This window comes from Roseivirga ehrenbergii (genome assembly GCF_001593005.1).
GTDB lineage: Bacteria > Bacteroidota > Bacteroidia > Cytophagales > Cyclobacteriaceae > Roseivirga > Roseivirga ehrenbergii.
In genome coordinates, this window is the sequence record NZ_LQZQ01000003.1 from 106,129 (window position 1) to 119,513 (window position 13,385).

General features: G+C 40.9%; 11 protein-coding genes. 8 read left to right on the forward strand and 3 right to left on the reverse strand.

All coding sequences use genetic code 11. From position 1 onward, the window contains the following. Positions 1-46: 46 nt before the first annotated feature. Together MB14_RS04575 and MB14_RS04580 are read left to right on the forward strand one after the other, a co-directional pair. Positions 47-1,027, forward strand: coding sequence for an NAD-dependent epimerase/dehydratase family protein (locus tag MB14_RS04575; protein ID WP_062589225.1), 981 nt, complete (start codon positions 47-49; stop codon positions 1,025-1,027). 9 nt (positions 1,028-1,036) lie between these two features. Next, entirely contained in the window at positions 1,037-1,780 is a 744-nt protein-coding gene (locus tag MB14_RS04580) for a glycosyltransferase family 2 protein (RefSeq protein WP_084375963.1), read from the forward strand. 30 nt (positions 1,781-1,810) lie between these two features. Here the strand turns inward: MB14_RS04580 and rlmD are convergent, their stop codons facing one another. Next, positions 1,811-3,232: a 23S rRNA (uracil(1939)-C(5))-methyltransferase RlmD gene (rlmD, locus tag MB14_RS04585; RefSeq protein WP_246032637.1), complete on the reverse strand. Its 1,422-nt coding sequence runs from the start codon at positions 3,230-3,232 to the stop codon at positions 1,811-1,813. A gap of 161 nt (positions 3,233-3,393) precedes the next feature. Between rlmD and MB14_RS04590 the strand changes: the two genes are divergently transcribed. Together MB14_RS04590 and MB14_RS04595 are read left to right on the forward strand one after the other, a co-directional pair. Continuing rightward, on the forward strand, positions 3,394-4,986 hold the full coding sequence (locus tag MB14_RS04590) for a SulP family inorganic anion transporter (RefSeq protein WP_062589248.1): 1,593 nt from the start codon (positions 3,394-3,396) through the stop codon (positions 4,984-4,986). A gap of 39 nt (positions 4,987-5,025) precedes the next feature. Further along, the gene (locus tag MB14_RS04595; protein ID WP_062589250.1) at positions 5,026-5,841 is read left to right on the forward strand and encodes an SDR family oxidoreductase; all 816 of its coding nucleotides are present in this window, start codon (positions 5,026-5,028) and stop codon (positions 5,839-5,841) included. 154 nt (positions 5,842-5,995) lie between these two features. On the opposite strand, the gene MB14_RS04600 is transcribed toward MB14_RS04595, so the two are convergent. Both MB14_RS04600 and MB14_RS04605 read right to left on the reverse strand, forming a co-directional pair. Next, complete coding sequence (locus MB14_RS04600; RefSeq protein ID WP_062589252.1) at positions 5,996-8,641, reverse strand: hypothetical protein; 2,646 nt, start codon at positions 8,639-8,641, stop codon at positions 5,996-5,998. Positions 8,642-8,987: 346 nt separating this feature from the next. Next, positions 8,988-9,509, reverse strand: a complete 522-nt coding sequence (locus tag MB14_RS04605) for a DUF4924 family protein (protein WP_062589287.1) — start codon at positions 9,507-9,509, stop codon at positions 8,988-8,990. Positions 9,510-9,583: 74 nt separating this feature from the next. Between MB14_RS04605 and lepA the strand changes: the two genes are divergently transcribed. The 4 genes from lepA (at position 9,584) to MB14_RS04625 (ending at position 13,385) form a co-directional block, all read left to right on the forward strand. Further along, entirely contained in the window at positions 9,584-11,371 is a 1,788-nt protein-coding gene (gene lepA, locus MB14_RS04610; RefSeq protein ID WP_062299614.1) for a translation elongation factor 4, read from the forward strand. Between the two features lie 33 nt (positions 11,372-11,404). Further along, on the forward strand, positions 11,405-11,770 hold the full coding sequence (locus MB14_RS04615) for a four helix bundle protein (RefSeq protein ID WP_062589289.1): 366 nt from the start codon (positions 11,405-11,407) through the stop codon (positions 11,768-11,770). 33 nt (positions 11,771-11,803) lie between these two features. Then, the gene (gene folD, locus MB14_RS04620; RefSeq protein ID WP_062589291.1) at positions 11,804-12,679 is read left to right on the forward strand and encodes a bifunctional methylenetetrahydrofolate dehydrogenase/methenyltetrahydrofolate cyclohydrolase FolD; all 876 of its coding nucleotides are present in this window, start codon (positions 11,804-11,806) and stop codon (positions 12,677-12,679) included. Positions 12,680-12,767: 88 nt separating this feature from the next. Next, on the forward strand, positions 12,768-13,385 hold the full coding sequence (locus MB14_RS04625) for a 7-carboxy-7-deazaguanine synthase QueE (protein ID WP_062589293.1): 618 nt from the start codon (positions 12,768-12,770) through the stop codon (positions 13,383-13,385).

Genomic DNA, 13,385 nt, shown 5'->3' on the forward strand with positions numbered 1-13,385 from the left:
TAGACATCTCAATTCAACCTTATAAGAACTTTATTAAAAAATAATTATGAAAACCGCGTTAGTGGCAGGGGCAGGAGGTTTCATCGGTAGCCATTTGGTTAAGTACCTCAAAAAGGAAGGATACTATGTGAGTGGGGTAGACCTAAAGGAACCTGAATTTTCAGAAACTTTGGCGGATGACTTTGTCTTAGGTGATTTAAGAGATCCACTAATGGTCGAAAGCCTTTTTGATAAGCCTTTCGATGAGGTCTACCAACTTGCTGCAGATATGGGGGGAGCGGGTTACTTGTTTACTGGAGATAATGATGCGGATGTTATGCATAATTCAGTACTCATCAACCTGAATATGTTAAAGTCATCGGTAAAAGCAGGGGTGAATAAAATATTTTATTCCTCATCAGCTTGTGTCTATCCTGAGTTTAATCAGATGGATTCTGAAAACCCAAATTGTGTTGAATCCTCGGTTTATCCAGCACAACCGGATAGTGAGTATGGATGGGAAAAATTGTTTAGCGAGCGTCTTTATTTTTCCTTTATGCGCAATTATAATATCGATGTGAAAGTTGCTAGATTTCACAATGTTTTTGGCCCTGAAGGTACTTTTGATGGAGGCAAGGAAAAGGTACCTGCAGCAATGGCTCGTAAAGTAGCTGAGGCTGATGATTTTGGTCGGATAGAAGTATGGGGAGATGGTAATCAAACTCGCTCTTTCCTCTATATTGATGATTGTATTGAAGCGGTGTATAAATTAGTTCAATCCGACTTTAATGGTCCGGTGAATATTGGCTCAGATCAATTGATTTCGATCAATGACTTAGCAAAAAGTTATTTTGATATCTCTGGTAAAAAACTTAAAATCAAACACATAGAAGGTCCTCAAGGTGTGCGTGGACGCAATTCTGATAATAATTTGATTTTTGAAAAATTAAAATGGCAACCACAAGTTTCCTTGGAACGAGGTTTAACAAAAACTTACGAATGGATCAATGAGCAGGTACGTGGGTCTTCTAGTGAAAAAAAACGATAACTCCAATGCATGAAGGTTTCTCTGATTACCGTTTGCCTCAACAGTGAATCCACTATTTTGGGTACACTTGAAAGCGTAATTGCTCAAGATCATGTGGATCGTGAGCATATTATATTTGATGGTGGTTCTACAGATCAGACATTGTCAATTGTGAAATCCTTTGGTGATGAAGTACGGTTAATTGAGGGGAAAGATTCTGGTATTTTCGATGCCATGAATCAGGCCATTGGGTATGCGACTGGTGAGGTTATCGCTATTATCAATTCAGACGATTTTTACGCTCATCATCAAGTACTCTCAGATGTTGTACATCAGTTTGAGAGTACTGGTTCGGATACTGTTTATGGAGATCTGCAGTATGTAGAGCGCCACAGCCCAGATAAAATTTATCGTAACTGGAAGTCTGGTGAATTTGAGCGTTCCAAATTCAAATTTGGATGGAGCATCCCACATCCTAGCTTCTTCGTGAAAAGAGAGGTTTATGATCGATACGGTCTCTTTGATGAACAATTTAAAATTTCTGGAGATTATGAATTGATTCTTCGCTTCCTATACATACATAAACAATCTGCCTCGTATTTACCCGAAGTCCTAGTGAAAATGAGAACTGGTGGAAATAGTGATGGAGGTATAAAAAGGCGGTTTGAATCCTTGAAAGAGGACTATCAGGCTTGGACGGAAAACGGGATTAGGCCAGCCTTTTATACTGTCCCCTTAAAACCAATGAGAAAGTTCAGACAGTTTTTCACCTAATTCTATTAGGAAGATGATTTTACAATTATTTTAGTTCTTCACCAACAGCACCACATTCTCCACATGGTGTGTTTGTGGAAACATATCTACTGGCTGCACTTTTTTGACACTATATTTTGCATCGAGCAAAGCCAAGTCGCGGGCTTGTGTGGCGGGGTTACAGCTTACATAGACAATCTTTTGAGCTTCAATTTTGAGCAGCATTCCAATTACATCTTCATGCATTCCTGCACGTGGAGGATCGGTAATGATCACATCTGGCCTGTCATGGTTGGACATAAAGTCGTCATTGAGCAGTTCTCTCATGTCGCCAGCGTAGAACTCGGTGTTCGTTACGCCATTGATTTCTGAGTTCAATTTGGCGTCTTCAATGGCCGCTTCTACATATTCTAAACCAATTACTTTTTTAGCGTCTTTGGCAATAAAGTTGGCAATGGTGCCTGTGCCTGTATATAAATCATATACCACTTCGTCACCCTTTAAATCAGCATAGTCTCTGGCGATTTTGTAGAGTTCATAAGCCTGAGCCGCATTGGTTTGGTAAAACGATTTTGGCCCAACCCTAAACCTTACATCTTCCATGGCTTCGGTAATGTGCGCTTCACCATAATAAAGCATTACTTCCAAATCATGGAAAGTTTCGTTGCCCTTGTCGTTAATTACGTATTGTAAGGAATGAATATGAGGGAAGGCGGTTTTGATGTGCTCCATCAGCCCCATGTTCTTTTCGTGCTCCATGGCAAACTGAACGATGACCATCCACTGATCCAGCGATGAATTTCTGATGATCAGGTTTCTGACATTTCCTGTTCTTCGCTTTAAGTCGAAGAAGGGGACATCGTTTTCCAAACAGTATTTTCTTACTGAAAGCCTAATTTCGTTAGAAGGATCGGGTTGGTGATAACAAGTTTCAATGTCCAATATTTTATCAAAGCTACCCGGAACATGGAAGCCCAAACCCCTTCGGTCGAGTTCTTCGCCTGTGGCAATTTCATCTTGCGTTAGCCATTTCCAGTTCGAAAAGGTGTATTCCAGCTTATTTCGATAATATTTGATTTTAGAAGAACCTAAAATCGGACTGATTTCGGGCAAAGGAATTTTACCAATGCGCTCCAAATTATCAATCACCTGCTGGTGCTTGTATTTTAGCTGAATGTCATACGGAATGTGTTGCCATTTACAACCGCCACAAACTCCAAAATGCTGGCAGAAAGGCTCTATTCTATCTTTTGAGTATTCATGAAAAGTAAGGGGCTTGCCTTCCATAAAGTTCTTTTTCTTTCTGGTTACGAGCACATCCACCACATCACCAGGCGCCACGCCTTCCACAAAAAGCACTTCATCGTTTACACGGGCAATGCACTTTCCTTCTGCTGCAATGCCTTCGATTCTAACTTGCTCTAGTACTTTTCTTTTTCCCCTAAACTTTGCCATGCGCGAAGATAATTTCATTCTGTGAAACTTAGCTTACTCTACAGAAATTTTGCGGTCTAGGGATTTTATGGTTTAGGCAAGATTAAGGTACATCACCGCCCTTTCGGTAACAATTTATAGGTAAGTCTTTCTGTCTTAATGAAATGCCCTACCTTTGCAGCCCGATTAGAAAACTGAATATGAATTTTAGAGAAGCATTCTCAATTGTTGACAAAAACAGAATCAGCGCCAAAAGTGATATTTTTTCAGGCTTAACAGTGGCTTTGGCGCTTGTGCCAGAGGCCGTTGCCTTTGCCTTTGTAGCTGGAATTTCCCCAATTGTAGGGCTTTATGGTGCCTTTATGATGGGCTTGATTACTTCCATTTTTGGTGGAAGGCCAGGAATGATTTCTGGTGCTACGGGAGCCTTGGCAGTAGTAATGGTTTCGCTGGTAGCCGAAGGTGAGTTAATGGGCGAAGGCCAAGGTTTACAGTTCTTGTTTGCCACCTTAATTCTAACTGGTATTATTCAAATGTCGGCTGGTTTTCTAAAGCTAGGCAAGTTCATCAGAATGGTACCTCATTCGGTAATGATGGGCTTTGTAAACGGTTTGGCCATTGTGATTTTTATGTCGCAGTTGGGCATGTTTAAAGTAGGTGGCGAATGGCTTACTGGTCAGTCACTTTTTATCATGCTAGGTTTAACGCTGTTGACCATGGCCATTATGGTTTTCCTTCCCAAAATCAATAAAAATATTCCAGGTGCACTAGTGGCCATTGTGGTGGTTTCACTCATTGTAATTTTTGGTGGAGTGGAAACCGAAACGGTAAAAAGTTTTATTCAAGCGGGTGGAGGCGATGGAATTAAAGCCGGACTTCCTTCTTTCAACGTACCAGTAATCGACCTGAACTGGGACACGCTAGCCTTTATTTTTCCTTACGCTGTAATTTTGGCGGCTATTGGTTTGATTGAGTCTTTAATGACACTTAACCTTTTGGATGAATTAACCGAAACTCGCGGAAGCGGAAACCGTGAATCTGTTGCGCAGGGTCTGGCCAATATGGTCAATGGATTCTTTGGTGGAATGGGCGGTTGCGCTATGATCGGTCAAAGTATTATCAATGTAAAATCTGGTGGTAGGGGGCGTCTTTCGGGCGTTGTAGCTGCATTGGCTTTGTTGGGCTTTATTCTTTTTGCTTCAGAATACATCGAAATGGTGCCTATCGCAGCATTGGTAGGCGTAATGTTTATGGTGGTGATTGGTACATTTGCTTGGTCTACTTTTAAGGTATGGAATAAAGTACCGAAGGCCGATGTCATCGTGATTCTATTGGTGACCGTACTCACTGTTATTTTCGATTTGGCCATTGCCGTTTTTGCTGGGGTAATCATCTCAGCCTTGGTATTTGCATGGCAAAATGCACTGCGCATTCGAGCTAGAAAATCAATTGACGAACACGGTATTAAGCATTATGAAATTTACGGACCATTGTTCTTTGGTTCGGTTAGTCTTTTCAATAGCAAATTCGATATCAAAGAAGACCCAAATGAAGTGGTTATTGACTTTGCTGAATCAAGAATTGTGGATCAATCTGCTATTGAAGCGATTAATAAACTGGCAGAAAGGTACCAGAAAGAAGGAAAAACCATTCACTTGCGCCACTTGAGCAGTGATTGCTTAAAGCTGATCAAACGTGCCGAAGAAATTTGCGATGTGAATGTACTTGAAGATCCAGATTACTTTGTTGCCATTGATAATTACAATAAATACAAGGCAAAGCTCGCCAATTAATGACGGTATAATTGATCGGTATTTTTTAACTTTCGATTCATGAAAAACAAAGTTGTCATCATCACAGGAGCTTCTTCGGGTATAGGAAAAGCATTGGCCATTGAGTTTGCTAAACTGGGCGCACATATTGTTATTACTGGTAGAAATGAAGCACGCCTCAATGAAGTGGCCGAAATTCTGGATGGCATGAAAACCCGAAACCTTTGTCTGCAACTGGATGTAGCCAAAGAAAAGGACAATGAAATTCTCGTTAACGAAACGGTAAAAACCTTCGGTAAAATTGATATCCTGATCAATAATGCGGGTATTTCTATGCGAGCGCTTTTCGAAGAAATCGAAATGGATGTTTTCAAAAAGGTGATGGACATTAACTTTTACGGAACACTATACGCTACTAAATACTGCCTTCCAGAAATACTAAAAACGAAAGGCTCCATTGTGGGCGTGTCGTCAATCAACGGTTACCGAGGTACTCCAGCCCGAACAGCTTACACCGCCTCAAAATATGCGATGAATGGTTTTATGGAGTCGTTGCGTACGGAAGTAATGCACAGAGGTGTTCACGTACTCGTGGCTTGTCCTGGCTTTACAGGAACGAATATTCGCAATGCAGCGCTTACGGCTGACGGTACTTCACAAGGTGAATCACCTCGTGATGAAGGAAAGATGATGACGGCAGAAGAAGTAGCACAAGGCATTATCAAGGCCATTCAAAAAAGAAAGCGCGACATTGTATTTACCAGCCAAGGTAAACTGGCCGTCTTCCTCAATAAATGGATGCCGGGCCGAATGGACAAAATCGTTTTCAACGTTTTCGCGAAAGAACCAGATTCGCCTTTTTCTGCGAAAAAGTAGTTATGAGTGTATAGGTTATTAGGGAGGAGTGATCAGTAGGTCAGTAAATCAGAAAACAGGAAAAAGAATAGTGAAGTTGGGAACTCAAATTGCTGAAAAAAGCTCAGCCTTAACTCCCCCTCTTAACCAATAACCCTTAACTAATCGACACCCATTACCTATCTTCTTTCACTTTGTAGATGAAATTACCTGCACCAACTCTACCATATACATCGACTCCCTCTATACTGATTTGCATGCTATTTGGCCTGTCGGCATTGTAGAATTCTATAGTTACCTTTCCTTCTTCGTCTGTTTGTACAGAAGCTTGCCAAAAAATAGTTTCGCGCAAGTCGGGCACTGGGCTTTTCGTTTTTTCTGGGGTATCATAAATAGGAGAGTAAAACTCTCGATCGTAATTAGTGTAGAGCGTTAGAAATCTGTGTTTTCTAAAAACAGGCTTATAAATAATTTTATCGTCTTTGGTATTGATCCTGACGATGGGCATGTCACCTCTTGGGTGGCTTTCTCTAACCGATATGGACTCGAGATTGGAAAAATCTATAGTCTCAAATGTTTTTTTGATTTGAAGATCCATTGGGCTTGGTCTTGCCTTTTTGATATATGGAATCTCATAACAATTTAAAAATACTCTAAACGGAGAAAAAACACCTAAAGGCTTAAATGTTGATAACAGTGCATCCTCACCCAGAGTTGTATAAGAACGCTTCCCTTGAAACATAACATCTCCATACCCTTTTACTTTATCACTTACCTGCATTATCCATCCCGATATTTCGCCCGTGGTCATATCAATTTCATCAGCCATTTTAGTGACCCAGGGTTCTTGAAAATGATAGTCTCTGAGCTCACATTCAGAGTCTTGTTGCCTGTTGCCAATAACTACTACAGAGTTGAGCATAAGTATGCTGTTGAACCTGTCTTTTGGAAGCTTATACTCTTTAAGAAAAAGCTCAATATTTCCATATGGGTGCTGCCAGGCAAATTTATCTGCTGTATTTTTAAATAGCGTCATAGCAGTCTTCGAGGCTGATTCGTCTAACATAACGCTGAATCTATCCTTCGGGCCTTCTGTGGGTGCGGTAATCAAAAAAGAATCTCCCTTATTTTTCAAGTAGAGAGAGGGTACTTGGAAAAGGCCTTCTTCATTTGTAGCTATTTTTAGTGGAGTGTAACCCTTGAATGCAATAATCGACATTGGCTTGCCTATAGCCATTTTTCTCTTGCTATTATTATTGAGCACCGTGCCACTTATTCCTTCGGGGTCATTCAAAATAGTGGGCACAAATCTTCTCCATCCGTGGGTGAGTGTCACAAGGTCTAGCGCTTTTTCGGCCCTAGGGTCATCGGTAAAGTAAAAGTTAGGCGTGGGCACGGTTCCCCGAAGTTCAGAAGTCAACAAGATATTGGCCATCAAGTTAGGCTGTCCATCCATTGTACCAAACGTTCGGTCCTTGTCGATAACAGCAATAGAGAAACTGGCCTTAACTGGCGTTCCGTCCTTGTCGCTTGCCACAATTGTTGCCTTCACCTTTTCCCTTGCAGAATAATCTTGTTGGTCAGTTTCTACCTTAAAGTTCAAATCTACTCTGCTACCAGTAAATACCAGTCTCTCTGCCAATGGCTCACCTTGGTCAGAATAAATGGTAACCCTCGCTAGCCCCGGAGAAAGGGACTCGGTTGGTAGTTCGAAAAACTGCCTTGCCAAAAGCACTACCTTTTTACTCGCAGATACATTGTCAAACTGGCTTAGTTCAACACTGACTGAGGAACCCACCATAGCCGGAGAGGGAAGAATTTTAAGCATATGACCAATGCCTTCCTTTCTGGAAAGTGATATAGCAATTCCTTCAGGTTTAGGCATGGGTAAAGTATATAGCGTATCAGGCAACCCAATCACTTTTACTGCATAATCTTGAAGGCTGGGGGTAATAGTAAAACTGCCCATGCCCTGATAAAAAGAAGCAATGGAATCCATAAATCTACCTTCGCCATCGAGCAAAAGCCCTTTGAAACTAAAGGCTGAGCCATCAGAAGTACTTGCTTTAAAGGCTACCTTATTGTCTTGGCCTAGAATCATTTCTCCCCCTTCGGGAAAGAATTGCAAGTCTACTTTAGGTTGCTCTGCCTCAATGGGTAAGGTGTACTGAATATCCCGATCACCACTGCCTTCATTACTTTTTATATGCAGGTAAAGCTCTTTCCCCCAATCAAAATTCTTAATCGAAACACTTGATTTGCCATTTTCATCAGTTTTTTCTCTGCCTCGTTCTACCCGTTCTTTATCTGACCATAGTTCATAGGTAAAGTTGGTTTTGGGTAAGCGTTTTTCTCCAGAAGTAGTGTAAACATCAAAGGAAAATGCTTCGCCTCTTTTCTGTGGAATAATATTTTGATAAGCCCTGAGCTCAAATTCGTCTACCAGTGCCTCACGAACTAAAATCTCTTTGGAGAAAACCTGGTCGTTTGGACTGCCAATCATTTTTCCGCTGATGGCCAAAATATTGTATTTACCTTCTAGCTTTGGAGCGACAAAAAATCCTGAAGAAGTACCATCAAAAACAGGGATTGATCTGTCAATTATTTTTTCGCCAGCAGTAGAAAGCATAAAGAGCTTAAGTGAAATGCTTTGGTCAGAAGGCATATTGGAAGCATCAAAAACATAAGCCTTAAACCAAACAGTATCTTCAGGAGCATAAATAGATCTGTCAGTGGTCAGGTGAGTTTTTTCAATCACTTGGGCATTGGCGATAGGCACCAGTACAAACAAAAAAAACAAAATCCTGAGTAAGTATGACATCTAAGCAGATTAAGCAGGATAAAGTTAATAATTTTAATGATTTGGCTTTTTCACTTTGTAAGCGCTGATTTCTTCCTTACCCAGGGTGGGTAGTTGTTAGGGAGGAGTGATCAGTGGGTCAGTAAAATAGTTGATCAGGGAATCAGGAAATTAGTTAGGGTTATAAGTAACTTTCCTTATAAAATTCGAGTTCTATATTTCCACAAATATTGAAGAACAAAAGTTAAGAAAACTGGTACAGGCTGGGAATCATTCAAACTCCTGACCCCTGATTCCCCGATTAACTGATTTCCTCTTTCCCAATAACTCTTTACCTCTTAACTAATCACCCCTTAACCAATAACTCCTAACCCTTAACTTTTATCGATAGATAAGAAAGTACATTCCCAAAATGATCAAGCTGCTCAAGTGTGTCGTCTAGAATTTCTTTTCCGTTCATTCTGGCAATCAGTAGACCCAAAATACCATTAAGGCAAGCTTGAATGGGGTCGTTAATTAAGCCATTGGACTCAACAATAGAAGCACGAATAGCAGGGCGGGCACGATTGAAAATTGCACGATAGTTTTCGTCATTTACCTGGAGCTGTAAACTAAGGTCGGAAAGGCGTTTTACTTCCTCCTGAACAAAACTCAGGTGGCCTTCGCGTTCCAGCGCTTCCTCCTTCATTTGAGCAATTATGACCGAGTACCACTCGGTCAATTCCGCTTTTCCTTCCGCATTTAAGCTTTCTTCGGGGATATTCTTTACCACATGGTTCTCAATCTTTTGAATATCGAACTCAAAATTTCGAACCAACATTTCGGTTTGGTACATGTAAACGATGTATTCCGATAGGTTCTGTCTCTTTTTCTTGTCTGCCAATAACATAGTGCAAAATTAATGGTTATCCCCACAAAGCAAATGCATCATAATTTTCTATTTTTGCACTTCTTTTAAAAACTATGGAGAGAATCAGGAATTTCTGTATTATCGCACACATCGACCACGGTAAGAGTACTTTGGCCGATCGTCTACTTCAGTTCACTGGAACGGTTGGCGATCGCGACATGCAGAATCAGTTGTTGGACAACATGGACTTGGAACGTGAACGTGGTATTACTATCAAGAGTCACGCTATCCAAATGAAATATATGCATAAGGGCGAGGAATATACCCTCAACCTTATCGACACCCCCGGACACGTGGATTTTTCATATGAAGTATCTCGATCAATTGCTGCCTGCGAAGGCGCATTGCTAATTGTAGATGCTTCTCAGGGTGTGGAGGCGCAAACCATTTCTAACCTTTATTTGGCTTTGAATCACGACCTGGAAATTATTCCAGTGCTCAATAAAATAGATTTGCCGGGCGCTATGCCGGAAGAAATGACGGATCAGGTGGTAGAACTAATCGGCTGCGACCCTGAAGACGTTATTAGAGCCAGTGGAAAAGAAGGGTTGGGTATTGAAGATATTCTAACGGCCATTTGTGAGAAAATTCCAGCGCCAAAAGGTGATCCTACAGCACCTTTGAGAGCGATGATCTTCGATTCAGTGTTCAACTCTTTTAGGGGTATCGAAGTAATTTTCCGTGTGTTTGATGGTACCATCAAAAAGGGAGATAAGATTAAATTCGTAAATACGGATAGGGTTTATAATGCTGATGAAATTGGTATTCTGAAGCTGAAACAACAACCCGAAAAAGAAATTAGCGCAGGAAATGTGGGTTACCTCATTTCAGGAATTAAAGTGGCCAAAGAGGTGAAAGTGGGTGATACCATTACACACCCAGATCGACCAACCACCAATATCATTAAAGGTTTTGAAGATGTAAAGCCAATGGTTTTTGCAGGTATTTATCCTGTAGAAACTTCTGAATTCGAAGAGTTGAGGGCTTCTATGGAGAAACTTCAATTGAATGATGCTTCATTAGTTTGGGAACCTGAAACTTCTGCCGCTTTGGGCTTTGGCTTCCGTTGTGGTTTCTTGGGAATGCTCCATTTAGAGATTATTCAAGAAAGATTGGAGCGTGAATTTGACATGACGGTAATTACTACCGTTCCTTCGGTTCAGTTTCACGCAGTAAGAACAGATGGGTCTATTCTTAAAATTAATGCTCCGTCTGAAATGCCTGACCCTTCTTCTATTTCGCATTTAGAAGAGCCGTTTATTCGCGCTCAAATTATTTCTAAGTCGGAGTATGTAGGCGGAATTATTGGCCTGTGTATGGATAAGCGTGGAATCATCAAAAACCAAGTTTACCTCACAAGCGACAGAGTAGAACTAACTTTCGAAATGCCTTTGGCTGAAATCGTTTTCGATTTCTTTGATAAGCTAAAGACCATTTCTCGTGGTTATGCATCGCTCGATTATGAGTTGATTGGCTTCCGTCAGTCTACCATGGTGAAATTAGATATTCAATTGAATGGTGAAAAAGTAGATGCACTTTCGGCCATCGTTCACCGTGATAAAGCCTACGAATGGGGAAAGAGGCTGTGCGAGAAATTGCAGGAGCTTATTCCACGTCAAATGTTTGAAATCGCTATTCAGGCATCAATCGGTACTAAAATTATTGCCAGAGAAACCGTGAAAGCTTTGCGTAAAAACGTTTTGGCGAAATGTTATGGTGGTGATATTTCGAGAAAAAGAAAATTACTCGAAAAGCAGAAAAAAGGTAAGAAAAGAATGCGTCAGGTAGGTAATGTGGAAATTCCACAAGAGGCCTTTATGGCGGTTCTTAAGTTAGACTAGTAGTTTATAGTTTATAGTGCTCGGTGCTCAGTTATGGGGAATGAGAACAGACAATATTATGATTTAGATGTTTGGAAAGAAGCTCGAAAGCTTGTTTCTGTTATCTATGATTTGTCTAGGCTATTTCCTGATGAAGAAAAGTATGCACTGACTTCGCAAATAAGAAGAGCGGCAATATCCGTTCCTTCTAATATAGCCGAAGGGATTGGAAGACAACATACAACCGAGCGAATTCAATATATGTATATTTCTCGTGGCTCATTATATGAGATAGAAACACAGTTGTTTCTGGCACTAGATCAAAATTATATTGTTCAACAAGATTTGGATACATTGATAACTCAAATCACAAGTTGTAAGAAGCTTATACAAGGCTACATTAATTATTTGAAGAAGTAAACCGTGCACTGAGCACAAAAAACCATTTACCAGATGCAATTATTGGATGGAAAAGGCACAGCTCAATCCATAAAAGATGAGTTGAAAAATAAAGTAGCACAGATAAAAGCTGAAGGAGGGAAAACCCCTCATTTGGCTGCTGTTTTGGTGGGTAATGATGGCGCAAGCCAAACTTACGTGAACGCCAAAGTAAAAGCCTGCGAGCAAATTGGCTTTGGCTCTACTTTGATTCATCTACCTGAAGAAACTTCTGAAGTTGAGGTGTTGGCCACTGTTCAGAAATTGAATGAAGACCCTGAAATTGATGGCTTTATCGTTCAAGTGCCACTTCCAAAACAAATTGATGAGCAAAAAGTAGTGGAGGCTATTCTTCCAAATAAAGATGTGGATGGATTCCACCCGGTGAATTTGGGTAAAATGCTTTTGGGTTTACCAACACTTTTGCCTGCCACACCAAAAGGAATGATGCTTTTGCTAGAACGCAACGGCATTGAAACTTCTGGTAAACATTGCGTTGTCATTGGCCGAAGCAATACTGTGGGTACGCCTATCAGCGTATTGATGTCTAGAAACGGCAACCCGGGAAATGCAACAGTAACCCTCTGCCACAGCCGAACCAAAAACTTAGCTGAAATCACTAAGCAAGCCGATATTCTTATCGTTGCTATTGGTAAGGAAGGTTTTGTTTCTGCCGATATGGTAAAAGAAGGAGCAACCGTAATTGATGTTGGAATTCATAGAGTTCCGTCTGATCAAACCAAGTCGGGCTTTAAATTAAAGGGTGATGTAAAGTTTGATGAAGTAGCACCAAAGTGTGAGTTCATTACACCAGTACCAGGTGGTGTTGGTCCAATGACCATCGCGTCATTACTTTGGAACACTTACCTTACTTCACAAAAATTAGTTTAACCGCTTTAAGTCATCCTGTCCCGAGTGTTCGGGTTCAGGATCTGTCAAATAGGCTCGCAGTTTCAACACCCTGCTTTAAAAAATTGAGATGTCAAAAACGATGAAAACCACACAGTTTCCTGTAATGGAAGCTTTTTATACCATTCAAGGAGAAGGTCATTTCTCTGGTAATTCAGCATATTTTATTCGATTGGGCGGCTGCGATGTCGGTTGCGTTTGGTGCGATGTGAAAGACTCTTGGGATGCCAGCCAATGGCCAAAAGAATCGGTCGAGGAAATTGTTGCTAAAGCTTCGGTTCATCCGGGGCGTTTGGCCGTGGTGACAGGCGGTGAGCCTTTGATGTACGATATGACCGACCTAACGAATCAACTTCACGCAGCAGGGTTTCAAACGAATATTGAAACTTCTGGTGCACATCCGCTTTCAGGCAATTGGGATTGGTTGTGTTTTTCGCCCAAGAAATTTAAAGCTCCAAAAGAAGAGTTTTATGCTGCTGCTGATGAGCTCAAAGTCATTATTTACAATAAAAGCGACTTTAAATGGGCCGAAGCACATGCTGCAAAAATGAGTGAAAATAGTTTGCTATACATGCAGCCAGAATGGGATCAGTCGGAAAAAATGCTGCCCGAAATCATTGAGTATGTAAAAAATAACCCCAAGTGGAAAATATCCTTACAAACTCATAAGTTTATGAATATACCGTAG

Excerpts from the sequence above, each read along its gene's own strand:
- MB14_RS04575 (WP_062589225.1), top strand. The coding sequence starts at position 47 with ATGAAAACCGCGTTAGTGGCAGGGGCAGGAGGTTTCATCGGTAGCCAT.
- MB14_RS04580 (WP_084375963.1), top strand. The coding sequence starts at position 1,037 with ATGAAGGTTTCTCTGATTACCGTTTGCCTCAACAGTGAATCCACTATT.
- rlmD (WP_246032637.1), bottom strand. The coding sequence starts at position 3,232 with ATGAAATTATCTTCGCGCATGGCAAAGTTTAGGGGAAAAAGAAAAGTA.
- MB14_RS04590 (WP_062589248.1), top strand. The coding sequence starts at position 3,394 with ATGAATTTTAGAGAAGCATTCTCAATTGTTGACAAAAACAGAATCAGC.
- MB14_RS04595 (WP_062589250.1), top strand. The coding sequence starts at position 5,026 with ATGAAAAACAAAGTTGTCATCATCACAGGAGCTTCTTCGGGTATAGGA.
- MB14_RS04600 (WP_062589252.1), bottom strand. The coding sequence starts at position 8,641 with ATGTCATACTTACTCAGGATTTTGTTTTTTTTGTTTGTACTGGTGCCT.
- MB14_RS04605 (WP_062589287.1), bottom strand. The coding sequence starts at position 9,509 with ATGTTATTGGCAGACAAGAAAAAGAGACAGAACCTATCGGAATACATC.
- lepA (WP_062299614.1), top strand. The coding sequence starts at position 9,584 with ATGGAGAGAATCAGGAATTTCTGTATTATCGCACACATCGACCACGGT.
- MB14_RS04615 (WP_062589289.1), top strand. The coding sequence starts at position 11,405 with ATGGGGAATGAGAACAGACAATATTATGATTTAGATGTTTGGAAAGAA.
- folD (WP_062589291.1), top strand. The coding sequence starts at position 11,804 with ATGCAATTATTGGATGGAAAAGGCACAGCTCAATCCATAAAAGATGAG.
- MB14_RS04625 (WP_062589293.1), top strand. The coding sequence starts at position 12,768 with ATGTCAAAAACGATGAAAACCACACAGTTTCCTGTAATGGAAGCTTTT.